Annotated in this window: 19 protein-coding genes; 5 read left to right on the forward strand and 14 right to left on the reverse strand. The window is 62.8% G+C overall.

The window, feature by feature from the left end:
- Window positions 1-238 precede the first annotated feature (238 nt).
- The 3 genes from argC to GGD40_RS13775 form a co-directional block, all read right to left on the reverse strand.
- The gene (gene argC / locus GGD40_RS13765) at window positions 239-1,186 is read right to left on the reverse strand and encodes an N-acetyl-gamma-glutamyl-phosphate reductase (protein WP_179744007.1); all 948 of its coding nucleotides are present in this window, start codon (window positions 1,184-1,186) and stop codon (window positions 239-241) included.
- Between the two features lie 242 nt (window positions 1,187-1,428).
- Window positions 1,429-2,004 (reverse strand): flavodoxin family protein, encoded by a 576-nt coding sequence (locus tag GGD40_RS13770; RefSeq protein WP_179744008.1) that lies wholly within the window; start codon window positions 2,002-2,004, stop codon window positions 1,429-1,431.
- Between the two features lie 262 nt (window positions 2,005-2,266).
- Window positions 2,267-2,869, reverse strand: a complete 603-nt coding sequence (locus GGD40_RS13775; RefSeq protein ID WP_179744009.1) for a YbhB/YbcL family Raf kinase inhibitor-like protein — start codon at window positions 2,867-2,869, stop codon at window positions 2,267-2,269.
- A gap of 277 nt (window positions 2,870-3,146) precedes the next feature.
- Here GGD40_RS13775 and GGD40_RS13780 point away from each other — a divergent pair, with 277 nt between their 5' ends.
- Window positions 3,147-3,836: a response regulator gene (locus GGD40_RS13780; protein ID WP_179707926.1), complete on the forward strand. Its 690-nt coding sequence runs from the start codon at window positions 3,147-3,149 to the stop codon at window positions 3,834-3,836.
- A gap of 162 nt (window positions 3,837-3,998) precedes the next feature.
- Here GGD40_RS13780 and GGD40_RS13785 read toward each other — a convergent pair whose 3' ends face one another.
- A complete protein-coding gene (locus GGD40_RS13785; protein ID WP_179744010.1) occupies window positions 3,999-4,685 on the reverse strand; it encodes an orotate phosphoribosyltransferase in 687 nt (228 codons plus the stop codon).
- 422 nt (window positions 4,686-5,107) lie between these two features.
- On the opposite strand from GGD40_RS13785, the gene GGD40_RS13790 reads away from it, so the two are divergent.
- Entirely contained in the window at window positions 5,108-6,349 is a 1,242-nt protein-coding gene (locus GGD40_RS13790) for an MFS transporter (protein WP_179744011.1), read from the forward strand.
- 346 nt (window positions 6,350-6,695) lie between these two features.
- The gene (locus tag GGD40_RS13795) at window positions 6,696-8,978 is read left to right on the forward strand and encodes an NADP-dependent malic enzyme (RefSeq protein ID WP_179744012.1); all 2,283 of its coding nucleotides are present in this window, start codon (window positions 6,696-6,698) and stop codon (window positions 8,976-8,978) included.
- Between the two features lie 98 nt (window positions 8,979-9,076).
- Here the strand turns inward: GGD40_RS13795 and GGD40_RS13800 are convergent, their stop codons facing one another.
- Window positions 9,077-12,676, reverse strand: a complete 3,600-nt coding sequence (locus GGD40_RS13800; RefSeq protein WP_179744013.1) for an indolepyruvate ferredoxin oxidoreductase family protein — start codon at window positions 12,674-12,676, stop codon at window positions 9,077-9,079.
- 357 nt (window positions 12,677-13,033) lie between these two features.
- Here GGD40_RS13800 and GGD40_RS13805 point away from each other — a divergent pair, with 357 nt between their 5' ends.
- Window positions 13,034-13,234: a hypothetical protein gene (locus GGD40_RS13805; RefSeq protein ID WP_179707934.1), complete on the forward strand. Its 201-nt coding sequence runs from the start codon at window positions 13,034-13,036 to the stop codon at window positions 13,232-13,234.
- A 178-nt stretch (window positions 13,235-13,412) separates the two neighbouring features.
- Here the strand turns inward: GGD40_RS13805 and hppD are convergent, their stop codons facing one another.
- Window positions 13,413-14,510, reverse strand: coding sequence for a 4-hydroxyphenylpyruvate dioxygenase (gene hppD / locus GGD40_RS13810; RefSeq protein ID WP_179744014.1), 1,098 nt, complete (start codon window positions 14,508-14,510; stop codon window positions 13,413-13,415).
- Window positions 14,511-14,689: 179 nt separating this feature from the next.
- On the opposite strand from hppD, the gene GGD40_RS13815 reads away from it, so the two are divergent.
- Window positions 14,690-15,187 carry an Lrp/AsnC family transcriptional regulator gene (locus GGD40_RS13815; protein WP_179744015.1) on the forward strand — a complete coding sequence of 166 codons (498 nt, stop codon included), beginning with the start codon at window positions 14,690-14,692 and terminating at the stop codon, window positions 15,185-15,187.
- 105 nt (window positions 15,188-15,292) lie between these two features.
- On the opposite strand, the gene GGD40_RS13820 is transcribed toward GGD40_RS13815, so the two are convergent.
- The 8 genes from GGD40_RS13820 to paaA form a co-directional block, all read right to left on the reverse strand.
- On the reverse strand, window positions 15,293-15,961 hold the full coding sequence (locus GGD40_RS13820; protein ID WP_179707940.1) for a GNAT family N-acetyltransferase: 669 nt from the start codon (window positions 15,959-15,961) through the stop codon (window positions 15,293-15,295).
- Window positions 15,962-16,204: 243 nt separating this feature from the next.
- Window positions 16,205-16,813, reverse strand: coding sequence for a TetR/AcrR family transcriptional regulator (locus GGD40_RS13825; protein ID WP_035554703.1), 609 nt, complete (start codon window positions 16,811-16,813; stop codon window positions 16,205-16,207).
- Between the two features lie 14 nt (window positions 16,814-16,827).
- Window positions 16,828-17,640 (reverse strand): DUF1835 domain-containing protein, encoded by an 813-nt coding sequence (locus GGD40_RS13830; RefSeq protein ID WP_179707942.1) that lies wholly within the window; start codon window positions 17,638-17,640, stop codon window positions 16,828-16,830.
- 144 nt (window positions 17,641-17,784) lie between these two features.
- Window positions 17,785-18,873, reverse strand: a complete 1,089-nt coding sequence (paaE, locus tag GGD40_RS13835) for a 1,2-phenylacetyl-CoA epoxidase subunit PaaE (RefSeq protein WP_035554707.1) — start codon at window positions 18,871-18,873, stop codon at window positions 17,785-17,787.
- A 1-nt stretch (window position 18,874) separates the two neighbouring features.
- Window positions 18,875-19,417 carry a 1,2-phenylacetyl-CoA epoxidase subunit PaaD gene (paaD, locus tag GGD40_RS13840; protein WP_179744016.1) on the reverse strand — a complete coding sequence of 181 codons (543 nt, stop codon included), beginning with the start codon at window positions 19,415-19,417 and terminating at the stop codon, window positions 18,875-18,877.
- A 42-nt stretch (window positions 19,418-19,459) separates the two neighbouring features.
- Entirely contained in the window at window positions 19,460-20,263 is an 804-nt protein-coding gene (paaC, locus tag GGD40_RS13845; RefSeq protein ID WP_179707946.1) for a 1,2-phenylacetyl-CoA epoxidase subunit PaaC, read from the reverse strand.
- 8 nt (window positions 20,264-20,271) lie between these two features.
- Entirely contained in the window at window positions 20,272-20,556 is a 285-nt protein-coding gene (gene paaB / locus GGD40_RS13850) for a 1,2-phenylacetyl-CoA epoxidase subunit PaaB (protein WP_105510011.1), read from the reverse strand.
- Window positions 20,557-20,595: 39 nt separating this feature from the next.
- The gene (gene paaA / locus GGD40_RS13855) at window positions 20,596-21,594 is read right to left on the reverse strand and encodes a 1,2-phenylacetyl-CoA epoxidase subunit PaaA (RefSeq protein WP_179707949.1); all 999 of its coding nucleotides are present in this window, start codon (window positions 21,592-21,594) and stop codon (window positions 20,596-20,598) included.
- Between the last annotated feature and the right edge of the window lie 64 nt (window positions 21,595-21,658).

Consider the following 21,658-nt stretch of genomic DNA (forward strand, 5'->3'; position numbering starts at 1 on the left):
GTCCGGAGTTTCCCTATGCGGAAAACTATGCGACGCGGGTCATTTTCAGGAATGAATTACCGCACGCTGGTGAGCAGTCCGATTTTGATTTTTTAAGTAATACGGGCTACTACTAATTAAATCCGATAAGTGGGATTCAAAGAGCATGTTTTATAAAAACAAAAAAGCCGGTCTGTGAAGACCGGCTTTTCGGGGCGATGGATTAACGGCGAAAGCGCTGCCGTCTCCTTGAATCCGCTTAGCGTTTCAGACCGCTTTCTTCCGCGGTGCCGATCGCGAGGTTCATACACTGAATCGCCGCGCCGGACGCGCCCTTGCCCAGGTTGTCCAGACGCGCGACGGTGACGAAGCGTTCCTCGTTGCCGAACACGAACAGGTCGACGCGATTGGTGTCGTTGTTCGCCTGCACGTCGAAGAAGCCGTCGTCCAGGTTCGCTGCCGCGTCGAACGGCGCGACATGCACGAAGGCTTCGCCCGCGTAGTACTCGGCGAACAGCGCCTGCACGTCGTGCGGCGTCGTCTTCTTGGCCAGTTGGCTCGGCGAGAAGAACGTGGTGACCGCCAGGCCCTTGTAGAAATCGCCGACGATCGGCGTGAACACCGGCGCCGACTTCAGCCCCGTGTGTGCGGCCATTTCCGGCAGATGCTTGTGCGTCAGGCCGAGCGCATACGGGCGCGGGCTCTTGAGCTTGTCGTTACCGCCGGCTTCGTAGTCGGCAATCATTTTCTTGCCGCCGCCGCTGTAGCCGGTGATCGAATAGGCGTGCGCGGCGAACTCGGCCGGCACCACGCCGGCTTCGACCAGCGGACGCATGGCCAGCACGAAGGCCGATGCATGACAGCCCGGCACGGCGATGCGTTTCGCGCTGCGCAGACGTTCGCGCTGCGAATGGGCCAGTTCCGGCAGCCCGTACGCCCAGTCGGCGGCCGTGCGGAACGCGGTGCTCGCGTCGATCAGCACGGTGTGCTCGTTGTCGACCAGCGACGCGGATTCGCGCGAGGCCACATCCGGCAGACACAGGAACGTGACGTCCGACGCATTGATGAGACGACGGCGCTCTTCGATATCCTTGCGCTTCGCTTCTTCGATACGCAGGATCTCCACGTCGGCGCGCTGCGACAGGTATTCAAAAATCTTCAGGCCGGTCGTGCCTTCCTGTCCGTCGACAAAAACTTTCGTGCTCATCTCGATCTCACTGGCTTGCTGGAAACAGGGCGCGACTTGGCGCCGGAACGCTATTTTAAGACCGGACGGTCGCGGGCGTGCAAAACGGGTGAAAAAAGCGCGGTGACAAAAGCACGATGCGCGCTGAAAGTGACATCGGCGTGACCCGTTGCGGCCTAGATGCACGCCGATGCCGGCCGGTTCGCGGCAGAGCCGCGCGGCGGCGCGTCGGCGCTGCGCCGGTGGGTTGGTGTGTCGATACGTCAGCGCGGAGCGCCGGCCAGCCAGCGCGCCGTTACGCCTGCAATGCGCGCGCCGAACATCCGCGCGGTTTCCAGATCGCCGGCGGGCGGTGCTTCTTCCGCCGACGCGTCCGCCGGCGACTGCGTCAGCAGACCGGTGAAGCCGCCCACGTAGTTCAGGTCGTTGCGGGTGGCCGCCTTGGTGTTCGACGGCATCATGCCGGTGCCCGACCAGATCATGCTGTGCTGCATCGCCAGCGTGACGAAGTACTGAATGGTCGAGAACTTGTCGCCGTTCATGGTCGCCGAGTTGGTGAAACCCGCGGCGATCTTGTCCTTCCATGTCTGGCCGAACCACGGTTTGGAACTCGCGTCGGCGAATTTCTTGAAGTCGGCGGACGGGCCGCCCATGTAGGTCGGCGCGCCGAAGATGATCGCGTCGGCCGTGGCCAGTTCCGCCCAGCCGGCGTCGTCGATTTCGCCGACCGGCAGCAGACGCGCGTCGGCGCCGGCTTCGAGGGTGCCCGCCAGCACGGCTTCGGCGACTTTCTTCGTATGGCCGTAGCCGCTGTGATAAACGATGACGATCTTCGACATGGCACTCTCCAGCAAAGGGAAACAGGATGGGATAGGGCACGGCAATAGTGCGCACACCAGTCGATGCGGCAACGCCCAAGCATCGCGCAGAGCGCTCCCCGGCACATTAGCGTGCGCGGATGACAGAAATTCCACGCGGACGGCAATCCGATGCAAGCCGCAGGCCAACGCGGATTTCGAACCGGTCATTGACGACGGATAAACCGTGTTCACTTCGCTGGGTCTTGCCATGCTGCCCGCCGCCGCCCGTGCGCCGCCCGCGTCACCGCCCGTAGTTCACCACCATCCGCACGCTGCCGAGCGTGGCGGTGCCGATCTCGTGATCGAACATCAGCGCGGGACGGCCTTGCGCGAGGCGCAGATCGGCGGTGCTCAGCGCATACACGGTGACGATATACCGGTGAGGTTTTCCCGGCGGCGGACACGGGCCGCCATAACCGTCGACGTCGAAATCGTTGCGCGCTTCAACCGCGCCCAGTTTGCTGAGGAAGCCGGAGAAGCTCGCGTTCTCCGGCAAGCTCTGCACGCTGGCGGGAATGCCGGCCACTGCCCAATGCCACCAGCCGCGGCCGGGCGCGTCTTCGTCGAACATCGTGACGGCGAAGCTGCGCGTTCCGGGTGGCGCGTCGTGCCAGCTGAGTTGCGGCGAGCGATTGCCGCCTTTGCAGTCGTCCTGATTGAAAACCTGAACGTCCGCCACGGTACCGCCCGCGTGGAAGCTCGCGCTGGTTAGCGTGAATGCGTTCTCGGAGAGCGCGCTCGGGCTATGCGCCGCGAGCAGCGCGACACCCAGCGCGGCGCAGAAGAAAGACGGCGTACGGCGGAACGGCGAAGCAAGCGAAACAACCAGGCAACGCGAGCGCATGTGCCGGTTCTCCTGTCAGGGCGCGAGGCGGTCGTCCTCGCATCATCATTGTCCCATCATCATTGTCCCTATTTTGTGCCCCGAGGTCGAATCATGTCTAACATTAGCTCTGCGATACATCATTGTTGTCATTGGCGGGGTTTGCGGATGGAATATCGGCTATAGTCGGAGGAATTGTCCGCGTCAGTATCGACCGCGTTTTCATCCGATTGAATACCTACAATAGAAAAGCATGCCAGAAGTTCTGGAGAGAGTTTTATCCGTCGAGGGGAGGGCAATGCAAGATCCAGTCAGGGTCGTAATCGCCGACGACCATCCGGTAATTCTGTTCGGCGCCGAGCAGGCTTTACTCAAGTTTCCCGGTCTGCAGGTCGTCGCGCATGCGCGGCAATCCACAGAATTGATCAAGCTGCTGCAAACCGTAGCCTGCGACGTGCTCGTCACCGATCTCGCCATGCCGGGCGGACAGTACGGCGACGGGCTGCCGCTCATCGGTTATTTGCGCCGCAATTTCCCGAACCTTCCTATCGTCGTGCTAACCATGCTGGAGAACGCCGCGTTGCTGAAGCGGCTGAGCGAGCTTGGCGTGACGTCGGTCGTCAACAAGTCGGACGATCTGAGTCACATTGGTCTTGCAGTGCAGCACGTTAGCCGCAAGCTCGAATACATGAGTCCGTCCGTCAAAGCTTCGCTCGACGCGCTGCGTATGAACGCCGGCGGCAAGACCGACGAAGTGATGTTGTCGCGGCGCGAACTCGAGGTGGTGCGCCGCTTCGTGTCCGGCATGACGATCAAGGAAATCTCGGAGCAGCTCAACCGCAGCATCAAGACGATCAGCACGCAGAAGAACACGGCCATGCGCAAGCTCGGTATCGAGCGTGATTCCGAATTGTTCCAGTACGCGCAAAGCAATGGGCTGCTGAATCTGTCGTCCAGTTCGGTGGAAGGTACCAGCGAGGCGCCTTAGATCAGGGCGCGCCTGATCGGGCGTAAGCGGGTGCGTAACGGTACTAACGGTCTGAACCCGCGCGAAACGAAAAAAGGGCTGCCTGTCTTGTCGACAGGCAGCCCTTTTGCATTAAGCCCGCTTAACCGGTCCGCTCGGGACCGTGGCGCTTAACTGAGGTGCTTACTGCGGCGTGGCGTTGGCGCCGCCGTGCGCGGCCGACCATTCAGCCGGTGCGTGCAGGAATTTTTCCACTTCGTCGAGCGTCTTCGTGTCGAAGTACTTGTTTTCCTTGGCGACGCGCAACACGTCCCACCACGTGGCCAGCGCGTGCAGATCGACGTCGATGTCTTTCAGCACCGACACGCTTTCCTTGAAGATGTTGTAGTGGAACAGCACGAAGCAGTGGTTCACCCTGGCGCCGGCGGTGCGCAGCGCGTTGATGAAGTTGATCTTGCTGCGGCTGTCCGTGGTCAGGTCTTCGACCAGCAGCACGCGTTGACCTTCGGTCAGCAGACCTTCGATCTGCGCGTTACGGCCGAAACCCTTCGGCTTCTTGCGCACGTATTGCATCGGCACCATCAGGCGGTCAGACAGCCAGGCCGCGAACGGGATGCCGGCGGTTTCGCCACCGGCCACCGCGTCGATCTGCTCATAGCCGACGTCGCGCAGAATGGTGCTTTCAGCCATTTCCATCAGGCCACGGCGCACGCGCGGATACGAGATCAGCTTGCGGCAGTCGATGTAAACCGGGCTCGCCCAGCCGGACGTGAAAATGTACGGTTTCTCCGCGTTGAAGTGCACTGCCTGAACTTCCAGCAGCATCTTGGCGGTCGTGTCGGAGATCGTCTGGCGATCGAAGCCTGTCATGGGCGGATCCTTGGGTGTGAGCGGGGAGAAGCGGGCGCGGGGCCCGGTGGCGCAGCAAGTGGAGTATGTCCGCCCTGACGGGCGGCGCCTTGATAGGCGAATACGCTGCCGACCCGTGGAGTACAGGCCGGTTTTTGCTGCGCGCGTAGCCCGACATTTTACCCGAAACGGGCTCTTTCGAGGAGACCGTTGTGCAGCGCGGCGCCGAATGGCGGTCATAACGGCGCCTCTGGCCGAGTCTGGCCGGTTTCGAAGCGACTCACTCCACGCGTGCGTTTCACCGGCTTTCCGCGTCTCGTACAGCGTGTCTCGCCGCGCCTTTTTTGCGCTGGCTTGTGAGCCACCGGAGCCGCCTTTACACTCACGCGAATTTCCCGGGCGGCTGATCGCTTCAGCGCCCTTCGACCCACGGAATGCTTTCGATGAACGCCGCCTCCACCACCACCGACCCCCGCGCATCGGCTAAACAAGGCTATGCCGGGCGCGCGTTGATTGCCTCGGTGCTCGGTTACGCGATGGACGGCTTCGATCTGCTGATCCTCGGCTTCATGCTGCCGGTGATCGCCGCCGATCTGCATCTGAGTTCCGCGCAGGCGGGCTCGCTCGTGACGTGGACGTTGATCGGCGCCGTCGCGGGCGGGTTGATTTTCGGCGTATTGAGCGATTATTTCGGCCGCGTGCGGATGCTGACGTGGACGATCCTGATCTTCGCCGTGTTCACCGGCCTGTGCGCGCTGGCGCAAGGTTATACGGACCTGCTGGCCTACCGGACCATCGCGGGAATCGGGCTCGGCGGCGAGTTCGGCATCGGCATGACGCTGGTGGCCGAAGCGTGGCCGGCGTCGCAGCGGGCGCGCGTTTCTTCGTATGTCGGCCTGGGGTGGCAACTCGGCGTGCTGGCGGCCGCGTTGCTCACGCCGCTGCTGTTGCCGGTGATCGGCTGGCGCGGCATGTTCGCGCTGGGGCTGCTGCCCGCGGTCGTGTCGTTTTTCGTGCGCCGTCGCGTCGAGGAGCCGGCGCTGTTCACCGAGCACGCGGCACGGAGCACGTTCGGCACGCGCAAGCTGCCGCTGAAACTACTGGTTGCCGATGGCCGCACCACGCGCGCCAGCATCGGCGTGGTGATTCTCTGTTCGGTGCAGAACTTCGGCTACTACGGGCTGATGATCTGGCTACCGAGCTATCTGTCCAAGACCTTCGGCTACTCGCTGACCCAATCCGGCGTGTGGACCGCGGTGACGGTACTCGGCATGGCGGCCGGCATCTGGCTGTTCGGTATCGCCGCCGACTGCTTCGGCCGTAAGCCGACTTTTCTGTTCTACCAGGCCGGGGCCGTCGTGATGGTGTTCGTCTACGCGCATCTCACCACGCCGTCGGCGTTGCTGATCGGCGGCGCGGCGATGGGCGTGTTCGTCAACGGGATGATCGGCGGATACGGCGCGTTGATCTCCGAGCTCTATCCGACCGAGGCGCGCGCCACCGCGCAGAACGTGCTGTTCAACATCGGCCGGGCGGTGGGTGGTTTCGGGCCGGTCGTGGTGGGCGCGCTGGCCGCGCGCTATTCATTCGGCGCCGCACTGGCTTTGCTCGCGTCGATCTATCTGCTCGACATCTTCGCGACACTTTTCCTGATTGCCGAACGACGCGGCGCTGAGCTCGAATAAGCTCGAACGGCGCGCGCGCGATCGCCATGCGAGCCGCGCGTGACGCGCGTATGCCTCGCGGATGACCCGCACGTGACACCTCGCCAAACGCCCGCCCCATGCGGCGCTGCACCATTGTTTCGCCGATGGTGAGCCGTGTTAACCACTCAGTCCATCGACTCATTCGGGGTGTACACTAACCGACCCGCGTAGCACTCCGCACCGTCTTGTCCTCCGCTGAGGCTCGACGCCGCGCCTAACCGGCGCGCGCGTCAACCGTCTCAGTCGATCATCCATTCGATAGAGGGAAGCGTCGTCAGTGGTGCGGTATGCCGGGCCCAATTACTTACGTCTCGCAGGCCAAAAAATGGACGAACAACTTAAGCAAAGCGCTCTCGCCTACCACCAGTTTCCGAAACCCGGCAAGATCTCGGTTACGCCCACCAAGCCGCTGTCCAACCAGCTCGACCTGTCGCTCGCGTACTCGCCGGGCGTCGCCGCGGCCTGCATGGCGATCTACGAAGACCCGCTCGACGCGCAGAAGTACACCTCGCGCGGCAACCTGGTCGGCGTGATCACGAACGGCACCGCGGTGCTCGGCCTCGGCAACATCGGCCCGCTCGCCGCGAAGCCGGTCATGGAAGGCAAGGGCTGTCTGTTCAAGAAGTTCGCCGGTATCGACGTGTTCGACATTGAGCTGTCGGAAACCGATCCGGACAAGCTGGTTGAAGCGATCGCCATGCTCGAGCCCACGCTCGGCGGCATCAACCTCGAAGACATCAAGGCGCCGGAATGCTTCTACATCGAGAAGAAGCTGCGCGAGCGCATGAAGATTCCGGTTTTCCACGACGACCAGCACGGCACGGCGATCATCGCGTCGGCGGCGATCCTGAACGGCCTGAAAGTGGTCGGCAAGAAGCTCGACGAAGTGAAGCTGGTGTGCTCCGGCGCGGGTGCCGCGGCGATCGCGTGTCTGGATCTGCTGGTGAACCTTGGCCTGTCGAAGAAGAACGTGCTCGTCGCCGACTCGAAGGGCGTGATCTACGAAGGTCGCGGCAACCTCGATCCGTCGAAAGAACGTTACGCGGCGAACACCGAAGCGCGCACACTGGCTGACGCGATTCGCGGCGCCGACGTGTTCCTCGGCTGCTCGAGTGCGGGCGTGCTGAAGCCGGAAATGGTCGTCGAGATGGGCACCCAGCCGCTGATTCTCGCGCTGGCCAATCCGGAGCCGGAAATCCGCCCGGAAGAAGCCAAGCGCGTGCGCCCGGACTGCATCGTCGCGACCGGCCGCTCGGACTATCCGAACCAGGTCAACAACGTGCTGTGCTTCCCGTTCATCTTCCGCGGCGCGCTGGATGTCGGCGCGACCACGATCACGGAAGAAATGAAGCTCGCGTGCGTGCGCGCCATCGCCGAGCTGGCCGAAGAAACCGACCAGGGCGATGAAGTCGCGAAGGCCTATGAAGGCCACTCGCTCGAATTCGGTCCGGAATACCTGATTCCGAAGCCGTTCGATCCGCGCCTCATCATCAAGATCGCGCCGGCTGTCGCGCAAGCGGCCATGGACTCGGGTGTCGCGACCCGTCCGATCAAAGACATGGACGCGTACCGCGAAGAACTCGGTACGACCGTGTACCGCACTGGCATGGTGATGCGTCCGGTGTTCCAGGCCGCCAAGTCGGAGCCGGCGCGCATCGTGTTCGCCGAAGGTGAAGACGAGCGCGTGCTGCGCGCCGCGCAATTCGTGCTGCTGGAAAAGATCGCCAAGCCGATTCTGGTTGGCCGTCCGTCGGTGATCGAGATGCGTCTGAAGAAGATGGGCTCGAAGCTGAAGTGTGGCGAAGACTTCGAGATCGTCGATCCGGAAGACGATCCGCGCTACCAGCAATGCTGGCAGGCTTATCACGAAGTCGGCGCGCGCGAAGGCGTCACGCCGGACGTCGCGAAAGCCGCCATGCGTAAGTTCAACACGCTGATCGGCGCGATCCTCGTGCGCCTCGGCGAAGCGGACGGCATGATCTGCGGCATGATCGGCCAGTACCACGCGCATCTGAACTTCATCGAGCAGGTGCTGGGCAAGGCGGAAGACGTGCAGAACTTTGCCGCGATGAATCTGCTGATGCTGCCGGGCCGCAATCTGTTCATCTGCGACACGTACGTGAACGAAACGCCGACGGCCGAGCAACTCGCCGACATGACCATGCTGGCCGCGCGTGAAATCGAGAAGTTCGGTATCACGCCGAAGGTCGCGTTGCTGTCGAACTCGAACTTCGGCAGCGCGCCGTCGTCGTCGTCGCAACGCATGGCGGCGGCTCGCAAGCTGATCTCGGAACGTGCGCCGTCGCTGGAAATCGACGGTGAAATGCACGGCGACGCGGCGTTGTCCGAAGCGGTGCGCAAGGCGGCGTTCCCGGGCACGACGCTGAGCGGCGAAGCGAACCTGCTGATCATGCCGAACGTGGAAGCGGCGAACATCACGTACAACCTGCTGAAGATGATCGGCGGCGAAGGCGTGACGGTCGGTCCGTTCCTGCTGGGCGCGGAAAAGCCGGTGCATATCCTGACGCCGGCCGCGACTGTGCGCCGGATCATCAACATGACGGCGGTGGCATCGGCCAACGCGCGTAAGCGGGCGAACGCGCAATAATCCAGGCGTTGAAATGAGAAAAGGCGGCGGTCCGTAAGGACCCGCCGCCTTTTTATTTGCAGGCTAACCGGCTTGCCGTATCAAGTCATTCGAGCCAATCAAGCCGCGTGTTGCGTCTTACCGGCTTCCGGCGAACGCCAGCGCGCCAGCATTTCGTTCCACTTGATGCGCACACCCTTCAGGTTGTTTTCCTTCACGTGACCGTAACCGCGGATGCCGTCCGGCAGATTCGCCAACTCCACCGCGAGTTCACGCTTCTGCGTGGTCAACCCGCCGATCAGCTCACGCACCAGCGCTTCGTACTCGCCGATCAACGCCCGCTCGGTGCGACGCTCTTCGGTCTTGCCGAACACGTCGAACGCGGTGCCGCGCAGGAACTTGAATTTAGCCAGCACGTGCATCGCGTTAAACACCCACGGACCGTACTTCTTCTTCACCAGATGGCCGTGCGCGTCTTTCTTCGAGAAGGTCGGCGGCGCGAGGTGAATATGCAGCTTCCAGTCACCTTCGAAATTCGCCTTCAGCTTGTCGATGAACGCCGGGTCGCTATACAGACGCGCGACTTCGTACTCGTCCTTGTACGCCATCAGCTTGTGCAGGTTCTTCGCGACGGCTTCAGTCAACGGCAACTGGCTGTCGATTGAATCGAGCGCCGATTCCGCCACACGCACCTGGCCAACCAGTGCGCGATAACGGTCCGCATACGCGGCGTTCTGCCATGCCGTGAGGTAATCCGCGCGCTTGTCGATCAGCGTGTCGAGCGCCTTCGGCGTGTGCAGCGAAATGATCTTGCTGCTCGTCGTTTCCGCCTTAGCGCCATTGCCTTGCGCCTGCACGAGCTTGCGTACCGCAGCCAGATCGTGCGCGGCGCGACGGCCCCACTCGAAAGCCGCGCGGTTCTTGTCGACCTGCACGTTGTTGAGTTCGATGGCGCGCATCAGCGACTGATACGTCAACGGCACCCAGCCGCGTTGCCAGGCGTAGCCGAGTACGAACGGGTTCGTATAGATCGCGTCGCCGAGCAGCGCGAGCGCGAAGTGATTCGCGTCGACCGTATCGACACCGTCTTCGCCCGCACCGGCGCGCACGTCGGCTTCCGTGCTGCTGCCCGGGAAGCGCCAGTTCGGATTCTTGATCAGGTCGGCGGTCGGCGTGTGCGCGCTGTTCAGCACGACGCGCGTGCGGCCCACCTGCATCCGCGACACGCATTCGTCGCTGGCCGTGACGATCGCGTCGCAGCCGATCACGAGACTCGCTTCGCCCATTGCGATGCGGGTGGCGTGGATGTCGGCCGGATGCTTCGCGATCTGCACGTGGCTCATCACGGCGCCGCCCTTCTGCGCGAGGCCGGTGACGTCGAGCACGGTGACGCCCTTGTTCTCCAGATGCGCGGCCATGCCGAGCAACGCGCCGATCGTGACCACGCCCGTCCCGCCGACGCCCGTCACCAGCACGCCGTACGGACGGTCCATGGACGGCAGTTCGGGTTCCGGCACCGGCGGCAGGGTGTCGCCGGCGGCGCCCGAGGCGGCCTTCGGCTTACGCAACTGACCGCCTTCCACGGAGACGAAGCTCGGGCAGAAGCCGTTCACGCACGAAAAGTCTTTGTTGCAGGTCGACTGGTTGATCTGACGCTTGGTGCCGAACTCGGTATCGAGCGGTTCGACCGACAGGCAGTTCGACTTCACCGAGCAATCGCCGCAGCCTTCGCAGACCGCGTCGTTGATCACCACGCGGCGTGCCGGATCCGGATACGTGCCGCGTTTGCGGCGGCGGCGCTTTTCGGTCGCGCAGGTCTGGTCGTAGATCAGGATCGTGGTGCCCGACACTTCGCGTAGTTGACGCTGAATCTCGTCGAGCTTGTCGCGATGATGAATGTCGATACCCGGTGCCAGACCGACGTTCGCCGAATACTTCTCCGGCTCGTCGGTGACGATCACGATCTTCGTTGCACCTTCGGCGGCGAGCTGATGCGTGATCTGCGGCACGGTCAGCACGCCGTCGACCGGCTGGCCGCCTGTCATGGCGACCGCGTCGTTATAGAGAATCTTGTAGGTGATGTTCACCTTCGCGGCGATCGCCGCGCGAATCGCCAGCAGCCCCGAGTGGAAGTAGGTGCCGTCGCCGAGGTTGGCGAACACGTGCTTGTCGTTGCTGAAGGGCGACTGACCGACCCATGCCACGCCTTCGCCGCCCATCTGGCTGAAGGTGCTGGTGCTGCGGTCCATCCACACCGTCATGTAGTGGCAGCCGATGCCGGCCATGGCGCGCGAACCTTCCGGCACATTGGTCGACGTGTTGTGCGGGCAGCCCGAGCAGAACCACGGCTTGCGTTCGGCTTCGACGCGCGGCCGGGCCAGCGCTTTTTCCTTCGCCTCGATCACCGCGATGCGCGACGCGATACGCGCACGTACATCCGACGGCAGATCGAACTTGTCCAGCCGCGTGGCGATCGCCTTGGCGATGATCGCGGGCGACAGTTCGTAATGCGCGGGCAGCAGCCAGTTACCCATCGGCACTGACCATTCGCCGCCGGCGCCGTCTTTCTCGTCGAACTTGCCGAACACGCGCGGACGCTGCGCGTCCGGCCAGTTGTACAGCTCTTCCTTGATCGCGTATTCGAGAATCTGGCGCTTTTCTTCGACCACGAGAATTTCGTCGAGGCCCTTCGCGAAGGCATGCGCGCCTTGTGCTTCGAGCGGCCACACGCAGCCGACTTTATAGAGCCGGATGCCGATGCGCGAGCAGGTTTCGTCGTCGAGACCGAGGTCGGTCAGCGCCTGACGCACGTCGAGATACGCCTTGCCGCCGGTCATGATGCCGAAGCGCGCATGCGGCGAATCGATTTCGACGCGGTCGAGCTTGTTGGCGCGCACGTAGGCGAGCGCCGCGTACCACTTGTAGTCGAGCAGACGCGCTTCCTGCACCAGCGGCGAATCCGGCCAGCGGATATTCAGGCCGCCCTCGGGCATCGCGAAGTCTTCCGGCAGGATAATTTTGGTGCGGTGCGGATCGATGTCGACCGACGCCGACGATTCGACCACGTCGGTCACGCACTTCATCGCGACCCACAGGCCGGAGTAGCGGCTCATCGCCCAGCCGTGCAGGCCGAAGTCGAGATATTCCTGCACGTTCGACGGGAACAGCACCGGCAGGCCGCAAGCCTTGAAAATGTGTTCGGACTGGTGTGCGAGCGTGGAGGACTTGGCCGCGTGGTCGTCGCCGGCCAGCACCAGCACACCGCCGTGCTGCGCGGAGCCGGCCGAGTTGCCGTGCTTGAAGACGTCGCCGGAACGGTCGACGCCGGGGCCCTTGCCGTACCACATCGAGAACACGCCGTCGTATTTGGCGCTGGGATACAGATTGACCTGCTGCGAACCCCAGACGGCGGTTGCCGCGAGGTCTTCGTTGACGCCGGGCTGGAACACCACCTGATGCGCGGCGAGATGCTGCTTCGCTTTCCACAGGGATTGGTCGAGTCCGCCGAGCGGCGATCCACGGTAGCCGGAGATGAATCCGGCGGTATTGAGTCCGGCTGCGCGGTCGCGTTCCTGCTGCAGCATCGGCAGACGCACCAGCGCCTGGATACCGCTCATATACGCGCGGCCGCGTTCGAGGGTGTATTTGTCGTCGAGCGTGACGGAAGACAAGGCAGCTTCGAGCGAGGCTCGCTGACCTGCGTCTAGCGGGGCATTCATTATGTGTACTCCTCCAACCAGTTTGGGATCACCAAAACTTTTTGGGCCTCGGCATCTTTTGAATGCTTGTGCCCGGGGTCGCCATATTGACGTGTTTTAAGTGATGGTAGCACTGGTGAAAACCCGCCGCAGTGCGCCAAAAATGCTGCGCTGCAAGGGATTCGGCGCATTGATGCGCTGCGTATTGCGTTGCATGGCAATCTTTGACGACGAGCATGTAACAAGCTGTAAAAACTACAAATTCGCGGAACCGTAGTTGAAATACCTGTCTAACCCCCACCTGCGAGCAATGTCAGCGCAACGCTTCGCATTCGGTGGAGCTTCACGACAGCAGGGCAGTTAGAAAAAGGAGTACGCATGAACACGAGAAATATCCAGACCTTCCTGATGGTATCGGCCGCTTTTTTCGCCATGAGCGCACCGGTCCGATCGAGCACGGGCAGTGCGGGGGCGTTGTCGAACGCGGTGACCCGTACGGCGCAAATGGCGCCGGCGAGCATCGCCATGGAACGCGTTACGCGCTCCGGCAAGGACGACGAGGAAGACCAGAATTCGTGATGCACCGCCCGGGCGGTGTGTCGATGTCGTTGGATAACTAGCCGTTGATCCTGTTGAGATAACAGTGCAAATACAGCGGTGCAAATAAAAAGGGCGGGGATCGCAAGATCCTCGCCCTTTCTTCTTATCGGCCGCGCGCGGGTTGCGCGCGCCGGGTCACATCAACCCAATCTGGCCGTCAGACCTTGTCCTGCACCACGCCGCGGCGAATCTGATCCAGTTCGATCGATTCGAACAGCGCCTTGAAGTTGCCTTCGCCGAAGCCCTGGTTGCCCTTGCGCTGAATGATCTCGAAGAAGATCGGGCCGATCTGGTTTTCGGTGAAGATCTGCAGCAGCAGGTCGTCCGGCGCGCCGTCGATCAGGATCTTGCGCTGACGCAGTTGGTCGAGCGGTTCGCCGTGGTTCGGCACGCGGCGATCGACCAGCTCGTAGTACGTGTCGATCGTGTCGAGCAGCGCAATGTTCGCGGCGCGCAGGCCGTCCACCGTGCGGTAGATGTCATTGCTGCCGAGCGCAATGTGCTGAATGCCTTCGCCGCGATACGCGTCGAGGTATTCCTGAATCTGGCCGGCCGTTTCCGAGCCTTCCTCGTTGATCGGAATCCGGATCTTGCCGCACGGCGAGCTCATCGCCTTCGACTTCACGCCCGTCACCTTGCCTTCGATGTCGAAGTAGCGCACTTCGCGGAAGTTGAACAGGCGCTCGTAGAACTCCGCCCATTCGTCCATGCGGCCGCGATGGACGTTGTGCGTCAGGTGGTCGATATAGGTGAGGCCGTGGCCGACCGGATCCGGGTTCGCGCCCGGAATCGGTTCGAAGTCGACGTCGTAAATATCGATGTTGCCGATGCTGCCCGCGTCCGCGCCGTTCTTGCCGCGCCAACGGTCGACGAAATAGATCAGCGAGTCGCCGATACCCTTGATCGCCGGAATGTTCAGTTCCATCGGGCCGGTCTTGTTGTCGAAGCCCCAGGCGCCTTTTTCGAGCGCCTGCTGGTAGGCCTTGGCAGCGTCCTTAACGCGGAACGCGATCGCGCAGATCGACGGACCGTGCAGGCGCGTGAAGCGTTGCGCGAACGAATCCTGTTCGCCGTTGACGATAAAGTTGATCTCGCCCTGGCGATACAGCGTCACGTTTTTATGGCGATGCCGCGCGACGGCGGTGAAGCCCATCTGTTCGAACAGCTTGCCGAGCGCAACCGGATCCGGGGCGGTGTATTCGATGAACTCGAAGCCGTCGGTGCCGACGGGATTGTCCCAAGTTGAAACCTGCATGGTCTGTCTCCTGATTCCTGAAGTGCGCCGGCGCGTTGTGCGAGTGGGGAAGGGGATTTGAGCGCGATTCGGATGACGCCAGTGTAAAGGCGTCATCACGGCGAAAACTTGCGAAATAAAGCACGTGTGGATACGCTGGCGCTATTTTCTAGCGCGACAACTTAAATGGAAGGCAGAAAATGGCCAATATTGAGATGGACGCCATCGACAGGCGCATTCTGGCGATCCTTCAGGAGAATGGCCGGCTGTCGAATCAGGAGATCGCCGAGTGCGTGAACCTGTCGCCGAGTCCGTGTCTGCGGCGGATTCGCCGGCTGGAGGAGAGCGGCGTGATCCGCGGCTATGTCGCGTTGCTGGATGCGCAGCGGCTCGGACTCGACCTGCTCGCGTACGTGAACGTGCGGCTGGAAAAGCGCGGCGGGCCGGCGCCTCGGCCGCGCGGCGACGTCACGCACGCGGATCAGTTTCGCGCGGCCGTGCAGACTTGGCCCGAAGTGGTCGCGTGCCACGCAATGACCGGCGACATGGACTATCTGCTGCGCGTTCAGGTGGAGGATATGGCGCACTTTTCCCGCTTCATGCAGGATCAACTGCTGCACCATCCGTCAGTGATCGACGTCAAGACGAGCTTCTCGCTCGACACGATCAAGGAGACCACGGCGTTGCCTATTTTGTAAGCACGACGCGGCGTCGTCGCGGCCCGCGAGCGGAGAAATGCGCGCGCAAAACAAAAAGGGCAGCCATTGGGCTGCCCTCTGTCATTGCGCCGAAGCGTTTGCGGCTCAGGCCGCGGCGGCGGTCGGCATAAACGATTCGAACAGCTTCGACGCCTGACGCGCTTGACGCTTCATTGCGTAGTCGAACACGGCGGCCTGCTCCTGCAGCATCTCGGCGATGATGCTCGATTGATCCGCCGGCGACAGCGTCAGATAAGCGTCGGCTTCGCCGTACGCGTATTCGATCTTCATGCCGGCCTTTTTCGCGATGTGCATCATGGTCGAGTTGCGCGACAGGCAATGCATGTACAGCGTGCTGACGTGCGTGTTGCGGCTGCGAATGGCGGCGCGCTCGAACAGCTTCGAGCCGATGCCCTGGCCGCGCACGCTTTCCAGCACCGAGACGCCGAATTCGGCGGTGCGCTTGTCGCCCTCGGCCGGCAGATACGCCAGATGGCCGACGCCGGTGAGTTGCAACTGGCTGTTGAACACGCCGAAGACCGTGTCGCGCGTGAAGTCGATCGCGCGGACGTAGTTTTCGATCACGTGGTTCGGCACGATCTGGCCGAAGCGCAGCAGGCGGTCGTCTTCGCCGAGCGCGAGGAAGTGGGTCAGCAGCCGCTCGCGGTCGACCGCGGTGAGTTCACGGACCAGAGCAGGCGCACGACCGGCAGGTTGCGACAACGGATCGTGCGGAACGATCTGCTCAGCAACGCGGGGTGTAATCAAGTTCATGGTCGGATTCTCCTTGGATCAAGCGGCGTGGTGCACCGCAAAAATCATTTTAGCGGAAAGCCGATCCTAGGACTAGGGAAAACCCGTATCTCGTTTTGAGTGAAATGCCTAAAAATATTGCGCCCTATTTTTAGGATGTTGATTTGTAAAGAAAAATAAAATGAACGAGCGTGTTATGACGAAATGCCACGCATGCGCGACCGACAAGCATTTATTTCGTATGAATATTGCTGCTTTGCGTCATCAGGCCGGTGTCGAGCTTAATCCGTGGTCCACCATGTTGACCACCTGCTCGGCGAATTCGGTGTAGTTCATCCGGCCGTCCGGCTTGAGCCAGGTGAAGGTCCAGTTGATCATGCCGAACACCATCATCGTCAGCGCGGTCTGGTTGTCGCGCGTGGCGCGCTCCGGATACGCACGCGCCAATTGCCGCGCGAACGCCGCGACCACGTCGCGCTGGCGGTTCAGGATCACCTCGCGCTGGGTGTCGACCAGATACTTCACGTCGTTCAACAGTGCCACGTGCCGGCTATGAGACGTCTCGTACTCGGACAGAAACGCGCGAATCAGTTCGGCGAAGGTTTCCCGCTCCGTCAGGCCGCGGCGTTGGCTCGCGCCTTCCACCTCGGCGATGATCAGCATCAGCCGCTTCGTGTAGCGGTCGAGCAGATCGAACAGGATCGCTTCCTTGCTCGCGTAGTAGTGGTACAGGCGCGCTTTCGAGGTGCCGCTCGCGGCGGCCAGATCCGCCATCGACGTGCTCGGATAGCTGGTCTGGGCGAATTTCGCCGCGGCGAGTTCGAGAATCTGCTCGCGCTGGGTTTCGTGGTCGGGGGCTCGGGTACGGGCCATGGTCGTTGATTTTATTAATGTGGACAGGGAGCGAGCACCGCGCACAACTCCAGCGTGCGCCAGGTGTTCGCATCGCCGCGCAGCCTGATGCGCCGGGTCGCGGACAGCTCGCGCAAGCGCCACAGCACCATGCTGTCGCTGACCAGAAAGCCCAGTTCGGCGGCCATCAGCTCGGCGGCGACGTGCGCGGCGGGCTGCCAGCCATCGGCGATATGTTCGAGAATCAGCGCGTCCAGATCGGCGAAATGGCCGCTCGTGAACGTGTTGTCGCGCCACCGCCGGGTTTCGCCGTTCGCATGTTTGACTTCCTGCCATTCGAGCGCGAGCCGGCTGATGCGCAGCACCGAAATCGGCGCCGCGTCCGGGACACGCGCTTGCAGCACATCCGGCGCGAACATGCCGACAGACGTCGCGTGATCTTTGCGGCTGTGCGCCCATGCGCCTGGATCGGTAAGGTCGCGAATCGACAGACGCACTTCGTTCAGCCGCTGCGGATGGTTGCGCAGGTAATAGCAGACGCGACGCAGCATCAACTGATCGGCGGCGCTATCGCCGTGCCAGACCACGAGGTTCGCTTCGCCCCGCGCAATCGCTTCCAGCGTCGCGCCCTGCTCGCGGAATTCGCGCAGGAAATCGCGCTTCGTATCCGCGCTGACCCGTTCCCAGAAGTCCGCGCGCACGTCGGGCGTGTCGTCGACGCCGCGCAACGGGCCAACCGCCAGATCGTCGCGCAACGCATGCACGCGATCGTCGCGGCCCGCTTGCTGCAGCGCGGTGCGCAGTGACTCGGCGGCGACGTCGCCGTTGGTGAGGTGGATCGTGCTCATCGGCAGTGGCTTCGGCAGTTGACAAAAAGGGGCCGCTCGACGACCGGAACAGGTGTCCGATCGTGGGCGGCCCCTAGTGTAAGCGGATCGTGGAACGGCTCAAAGGATTGCGGGCGTCGTTTCCGCCCGCGTGCCGTGTACGATTTACCGTTCGTCGTAGCTCACCACCACGCGATCGCTGATCGGATGGCATTGGCAAGTCAGCACGAAACCATCGCGGATTTCCTGCTCTTCGAGCGTGTAGTTCTTGTCCATCTTCACTTCGCCTTCCAGCACCTTGGCGCGGCAGGTGCAGCAGACGCCGCCCTTGCACGCATAAGGCAGCGCGAGGCCGGCCTTCAACCCAACATCCAGCACGCTGACGCCTTGATACGGCAGGCGCAGCTTGCGCCGTTTGCCGTCGAGCACGATCTCCAGCTCGGCGGCCGGCGTGTCTTCGGTGATTTCGACCGCCGGTACGCCCGCTTGCGGCAGCGGCGAACCGAAGCGCTCCACGTGGACCTTTTCCTGCGGCACGCCGGCGGCTTTCAACGCGGCTTCGGCGGCGTCCATCATCGGTGCGGGACCGCAGATGAAGGCTTCGTCGATCGCGTCGGCGGGCAGCAGATTCTCAATGAAGGCCGCGCACTTCTGCTGGTCGAGCACGCCGTTGAACAGCTCGACGTCCTGCAGATCGTCGGACAGCACGTGATAGAGCACGAAGCGGTTCATGAAGCGGTTCTTTAGATCCTCGAGCTCTTCCGCGAACATGATCTGATCGACACTACGGTTGCCGTACACCAGCGTGAACGTGCTGCGCGGCTCGATTTCGAGCGTCGTCTTGATGATCGCCAGCACCGGCGTGATGCCCGAGCCGCCCGAAAACGCCAGATATTGCTGGCCCTGATCGGCGTTCAGATGCGTGAAGAAGCGGCCGTCCGGCGTCATCACGTCGATTGTGTGGCCGGGCTGCAGCGTGTCGAACGCGAAGTTCGAGAAACGCCCGCCACGCACGCGCTTGATGCCGATGCGCAGTTCGCCGTCGCGGTCGTAATCGGTGACGCCGACGCAGATCGAATACGAGCGGCGCGTTTCTTCACCGTCGAAATGCGTTTTCAGCGTGACGAACTGGCCCTGCGTGAAGCGATAGTGATCGCGCAGTTCGACGGGGACTTCGAAGGCGACCGAGACCGCGTCGGCGGTTTCGGGCCGTACTTCGCGGATACGCAGCGAATGAAATTGCGGGGTGGCCATATCAGTATGGTTTGAAGTAGTCGAAGGGTTCGCGGCAGTCGATGCAGCGGTACAAGGCTTTGCAGGCGGTCGAGCCGAATTGCGCGAGACGCTCGGTATGCGCCGAACCGCAGCGCGGACACGACGGTGTGGGCAGCGCGCGCGGCACGAAGCGCATCACTTTTTCCTGCGGCCCGGCGGCCGAGCCGCAGTTGCCGGTGGGCGGCGCGATGCCGTAGGCGCGCAGCTTTTCGCGGGCGTCGGCGGTCATCCAGTCGGTGGTCCAGGCCGGCGCGAGCACGGTGGAGATCCGATACGGCTTCAGTTCCGCGACGTCGAGCGCGTGCGCGACGTCCTCGGCGATCTGCGACATCGCGGGGCAGCCCGAGTAGGTCGGCGTGATGACGACTTCGAGCGCGCCGTCGGCGGCGCGGCGCACGTCGCGCAGAATGCCGAGTTCGCGGATCGACACGACCGGAATCTCCGGATCGGGCACCGTTTCGAGCACGGCCCACGCGCGATCGAGCGCGGCGTCGGTGCTGTAAGTGGCTGTCGAGGTCGTCATCGTCGCTTTACCGTTGGGTTAAGTCGCTTGGGTCAAGTCGCGTTACCAGGCCGCGCCGGGATGCTGGCGCGCGAGGCTCTGCATTTCGGCCAGCACGAATCCCATATGCTCGGAATGCTCGCCGTGCTTGCCGGTCGTGATGTGCTTGACCGCTTCGGGCAGGCTCAGCGTGGCTTCGTCGAGCGTGGCGCGCACGTCGTCGAGCCAGGCGGCTTCGAGATCCGACGTCAGCGGGCCGATGCCGGCCGCAGCGATCGTCTCTTCCACGGCGTCCGCGCTGAAAAACTCGCGCGTGTACGGCATCAGGTAGTCGAGCGCGGCTTGCGCGCGGCGGTGCGATTCGTCGGTGCCGTCGCCGAAACGGATCAGCCACTCGCTCGCGTGATGCACGTGGTAACTGGTTTCCTTGATCGACTTCGCCGCGATCGCGGCCAGTTGCTCGTCCGGGGACGCGGTCAGCGCCGTCCACAGATGCGCCATCAGCGTCGAATACAGGAAATTGCGCACGATCGTGACGGCGTAATCCTTCTCGGCCTGCGCCGTGCCGCACAGCGGGCCGACATGCGGCAGCTCGGCGAGCGTGTAGTTGGCGAATTCGCGCTCGGCGCGGAAGTACGCGTAGTCGTCTTCCGTGCGGGTCTTGCCGGTGAGCTGCTGTTCGAGCGACGCGGCGTGCGTGTACAGCAGACGCGCCTGGCCGATCAGATCGAGACTCATGTTCGACAGCGCGATGTCCTCTTCGAGGATCGGGCCGTGGCCGCACCATTCGGTATTGCGCTGACCGAGAATCAGCGCGGTATCCGCGAGGCGCAGCACGTATTGGAGATGTTGGGGCGTGATGTCCATGGCCGCGCTTACATGTGGTTGACTTCGTCGGGGAGCGTGTAGAACGTCGGATGGCGATAAATCTTGTCGCCTGCCGGTTCGAACAGCTCCGCCTTGTCTGCCGGCGAAGACGCCGTGATCGCCGAAGACGGCACGACCCAGATGCTCACGCCTTCCTGGCGGCGCGTGTAGACGTCGCGTGCCATGCGCAGCGCCATCGGCGCGTCGGCGGCGTGCAGGCTGCCGCAGTGTTTATGGTCGAGTCCCTGCTTGCTGCGCACGAAGACTTCCCAAATCGGCCATTCCTTGTTCATTGCTGATCTCCTGATGCTGTGTCTGGCCTGCCGCGCGAATCAGGCGGCGTGCTGTTGCGCGCGCTGGCGCTGTTTTTCGGCATGGGCGAGGGCGGCTTCGCGGACCCACGTGCCTTCGTCGTGAGCTTTGACGCGGGTGGCGAGGCGCTCGCGGTTGCACGGGCCGTCGCCGTTGACGACGCGCCAGAATTCTTCCCAGTCGATGTCGCCGTAATCGTGCTGGCCGCGTGCTTCGTTCCACTTCAGGTCCGGGTCCGGCAGCGTGACGCCGAGCACCTTGGCCTGGTCGACGGTGGCGTCGACGAATTTCTGCCGCAGATCGTCGTTCGAAATGCGCTTGATGCCCCATTTCGACGACTGGTTGCTGTGGATCGAATCCTTGTCGCTCGGGCCGAACATCATCAGCACCGGCCACCACCAGCGGTTCACCGCCTGCTGGACCAGTTCGCGCTGCGCGTCGGTGCCGGCCATCATCGACATCAGCGCGTCGAAACCCTGGCGCTGATGGAACGACTCTTCCTTGCAGATGCGGATCATCGCGCGGGCGTACGGACCGTACGTGCAGCGGCACAGCGGAATCTGGTTCATGATCGCCGCGCCGTCCACCAGCCAGCCGATCACGCCGACGTCCGCCCAGGTGGGCGTCGGGTAATTGAAGATGCTCGAATATTTGGCTTTGCCCGAGTGCAGCGCGGCGATCAGCTGATCGCGCGAGACGCCGAGCGTTTCCGCCGCGCTATAGAGATAGAGGCCGTGGCCGGCTTCGTCCTGCACCTTGGCGAGCAGAATCGCCTTGCGCTTCAGGCTGGGCGCGCGCGTGATCCAGTTGCCTTCCGGCAGCATGCCGACGATTTCCGAATGCGCGTGCTGCGAGATCTGCCGCACCAGCGTTTTGCGGTAAGCCTCGGGCATCCAGTCCTGAGCTTCGATCTTGCCGTCTGCGGCCATGACCGCATCGAATTGCGCCTGCTCGGGCGAACTCGCGCCCGCATCCAGCGGGGCGACATTGCCGGGAATATCCAGGGATTGCGTGTACATGGGGACGCTCTCTGCGGAAGTTGTCTGTGTGCGCACAGTATAAGCCAACCGACCGGTCGGTTAA

Source organism: Paraburkholderia bryophila (genome assembly GCF_013409255.1).
Classification (GTDB): Bacteria; Pseudomonadota; Gammaproteobacteria; order Burkholderiales; family Burkholderiaceae; genus Paraburkholderia.

Excerpts from the sequence above, each read along its gene's own strand:
- argC (WP_179744007.1), bottom strand. The coding sequence starts at position 1,186 with ATGAGCACGAAAGTTTTTGTCGACGGACAGGAAGGCACGACCGGCCTG.
- GGD40_RS13770 (WP_179744008.1), bottom strand. The coding sequence starts at position 2,004 with ATGTCGAAGATCGTCATCGTTTATCACAGCGGCTACGGCCATACGAAG.
- GGD40_RS13775 (WP_179744009.1), bottom strand. The coding sequence starts at position 2,869 with ATGCGCTCGCGTTGCCTGGTTGTTTCGCTTGCTTCGCCGTTCCGCCGT.
- GGD40_RS13780 (WP_179707926.1), top strand. The coding sequence starts at position 3,147 with ATGCAAGATCCAGTCAGGGTCGTAATCGCCGACGACCATCCGGTAATT.
- GGD40_RS13785 (WP_179744010.1), bottom strand. The coding sequence starts at position 4,685 with ATGACAGGCTTCGATCGCCAGACGATCTCCGACACGACCGCCAAGATG.
- GGD40_RS13790 (WP_179744011.1), top strand. The coding sequence starts at position 5,108 with ATGAACGCCGCCTCCACCACCACCGACCCCCGCGCATCGGCTAAACAA.
- GGD40_RS13795 (WP_179744012.1), top strand. The coding sequence starts at position 6,696 with ATGGACGAACAACTTAAGCAAAGCGCTCTCGCCTACCACCAGTTTCCG.
- GGD40_RS13800 (WP_179744013.1), bottom strand. The coding sequence starts at position 12,676 with ATGAATGCCCCGCTAGACGCAGGTCAGCGAGCCTCGCTCGAAGCTGCC.
- GGD40_RS13805 (WP_179707934.1), top strand. The coding sequence starts at position 13,034 with ATGAACACGAGAAATATCCAGACCTTCCTGATGGTATCGGCCGCTTTT.
- hppD (WP_179744014.1), bottom strand. The coding sequence starts at position 14,510 with ATGCAGGTTTCAACTTGGGACAATCCCGTCGGCACCGACGGCTTCGAG.
- GGD40_RS13815 (WP_179744015.1), top strand. The coding sequence starts at position 14,690 with ATGGCCAATATTGAGATGGACGCCATCGACAGGCGCATTCTGGCGATC.
- GGD40_RS13820 (WP_179707940.1), bottom strand. The coding sequence starts at position 15,961 with ATGAACTTGATTACACCCCGCGTTGCTGAGCAGATCGTTCCGCACGAT.
- GGD40_RS13825 (WP_035554703.1), bottom strand. The coding sequence starts at position 16,813 with ATGGCCCGTACCCGAGCCCCCGACCACGAAACCCAGCGCGAGCAGATT.
- GGD40_RS13830 (WP_179707942.1), bottom strand. The coding sequence starts at position 17,640 with ATGAGCACGATCCACCTCACCAACGGCGACGTCGCCGCCGAGTCACTG.
- paaE (WP_035554707.1), bottom strand. The coding sequence starts at position 18,873 with ATGGCCACCCCGCAATTTCATTCGCTGCGTATCCGCGAAGTACGGCCC.
- paaD (WP_179744016.1), bottom strand. The coding sequence starts at position 19,417 with ATGACGACCTCGACAGCCACTTACAGCACCGACGCCGCGCTCGATCGC.
- paaC (WP_179707946.1), bottom strand. The coding sequence starts at position 20,263 with ATGGACATCACGCCCCAACATCTCCAATACGTGCTGCGCCTCGCGGAT.
- paaB (WP_105510011.1), bottom strand. The coding sequence starts at position 20,556 with ATGAACAAGGAATGGCCGATTTGGGAAGTCTTCGTGCGCAGCAAGCAG.
- paaA (WP_179707949.1), bottom strand. The coding sequence starts at position 21,594 with ATGTACACGCAATCCCTGGATATTCCCGGCAATGTCGCCCCGCTGGAT.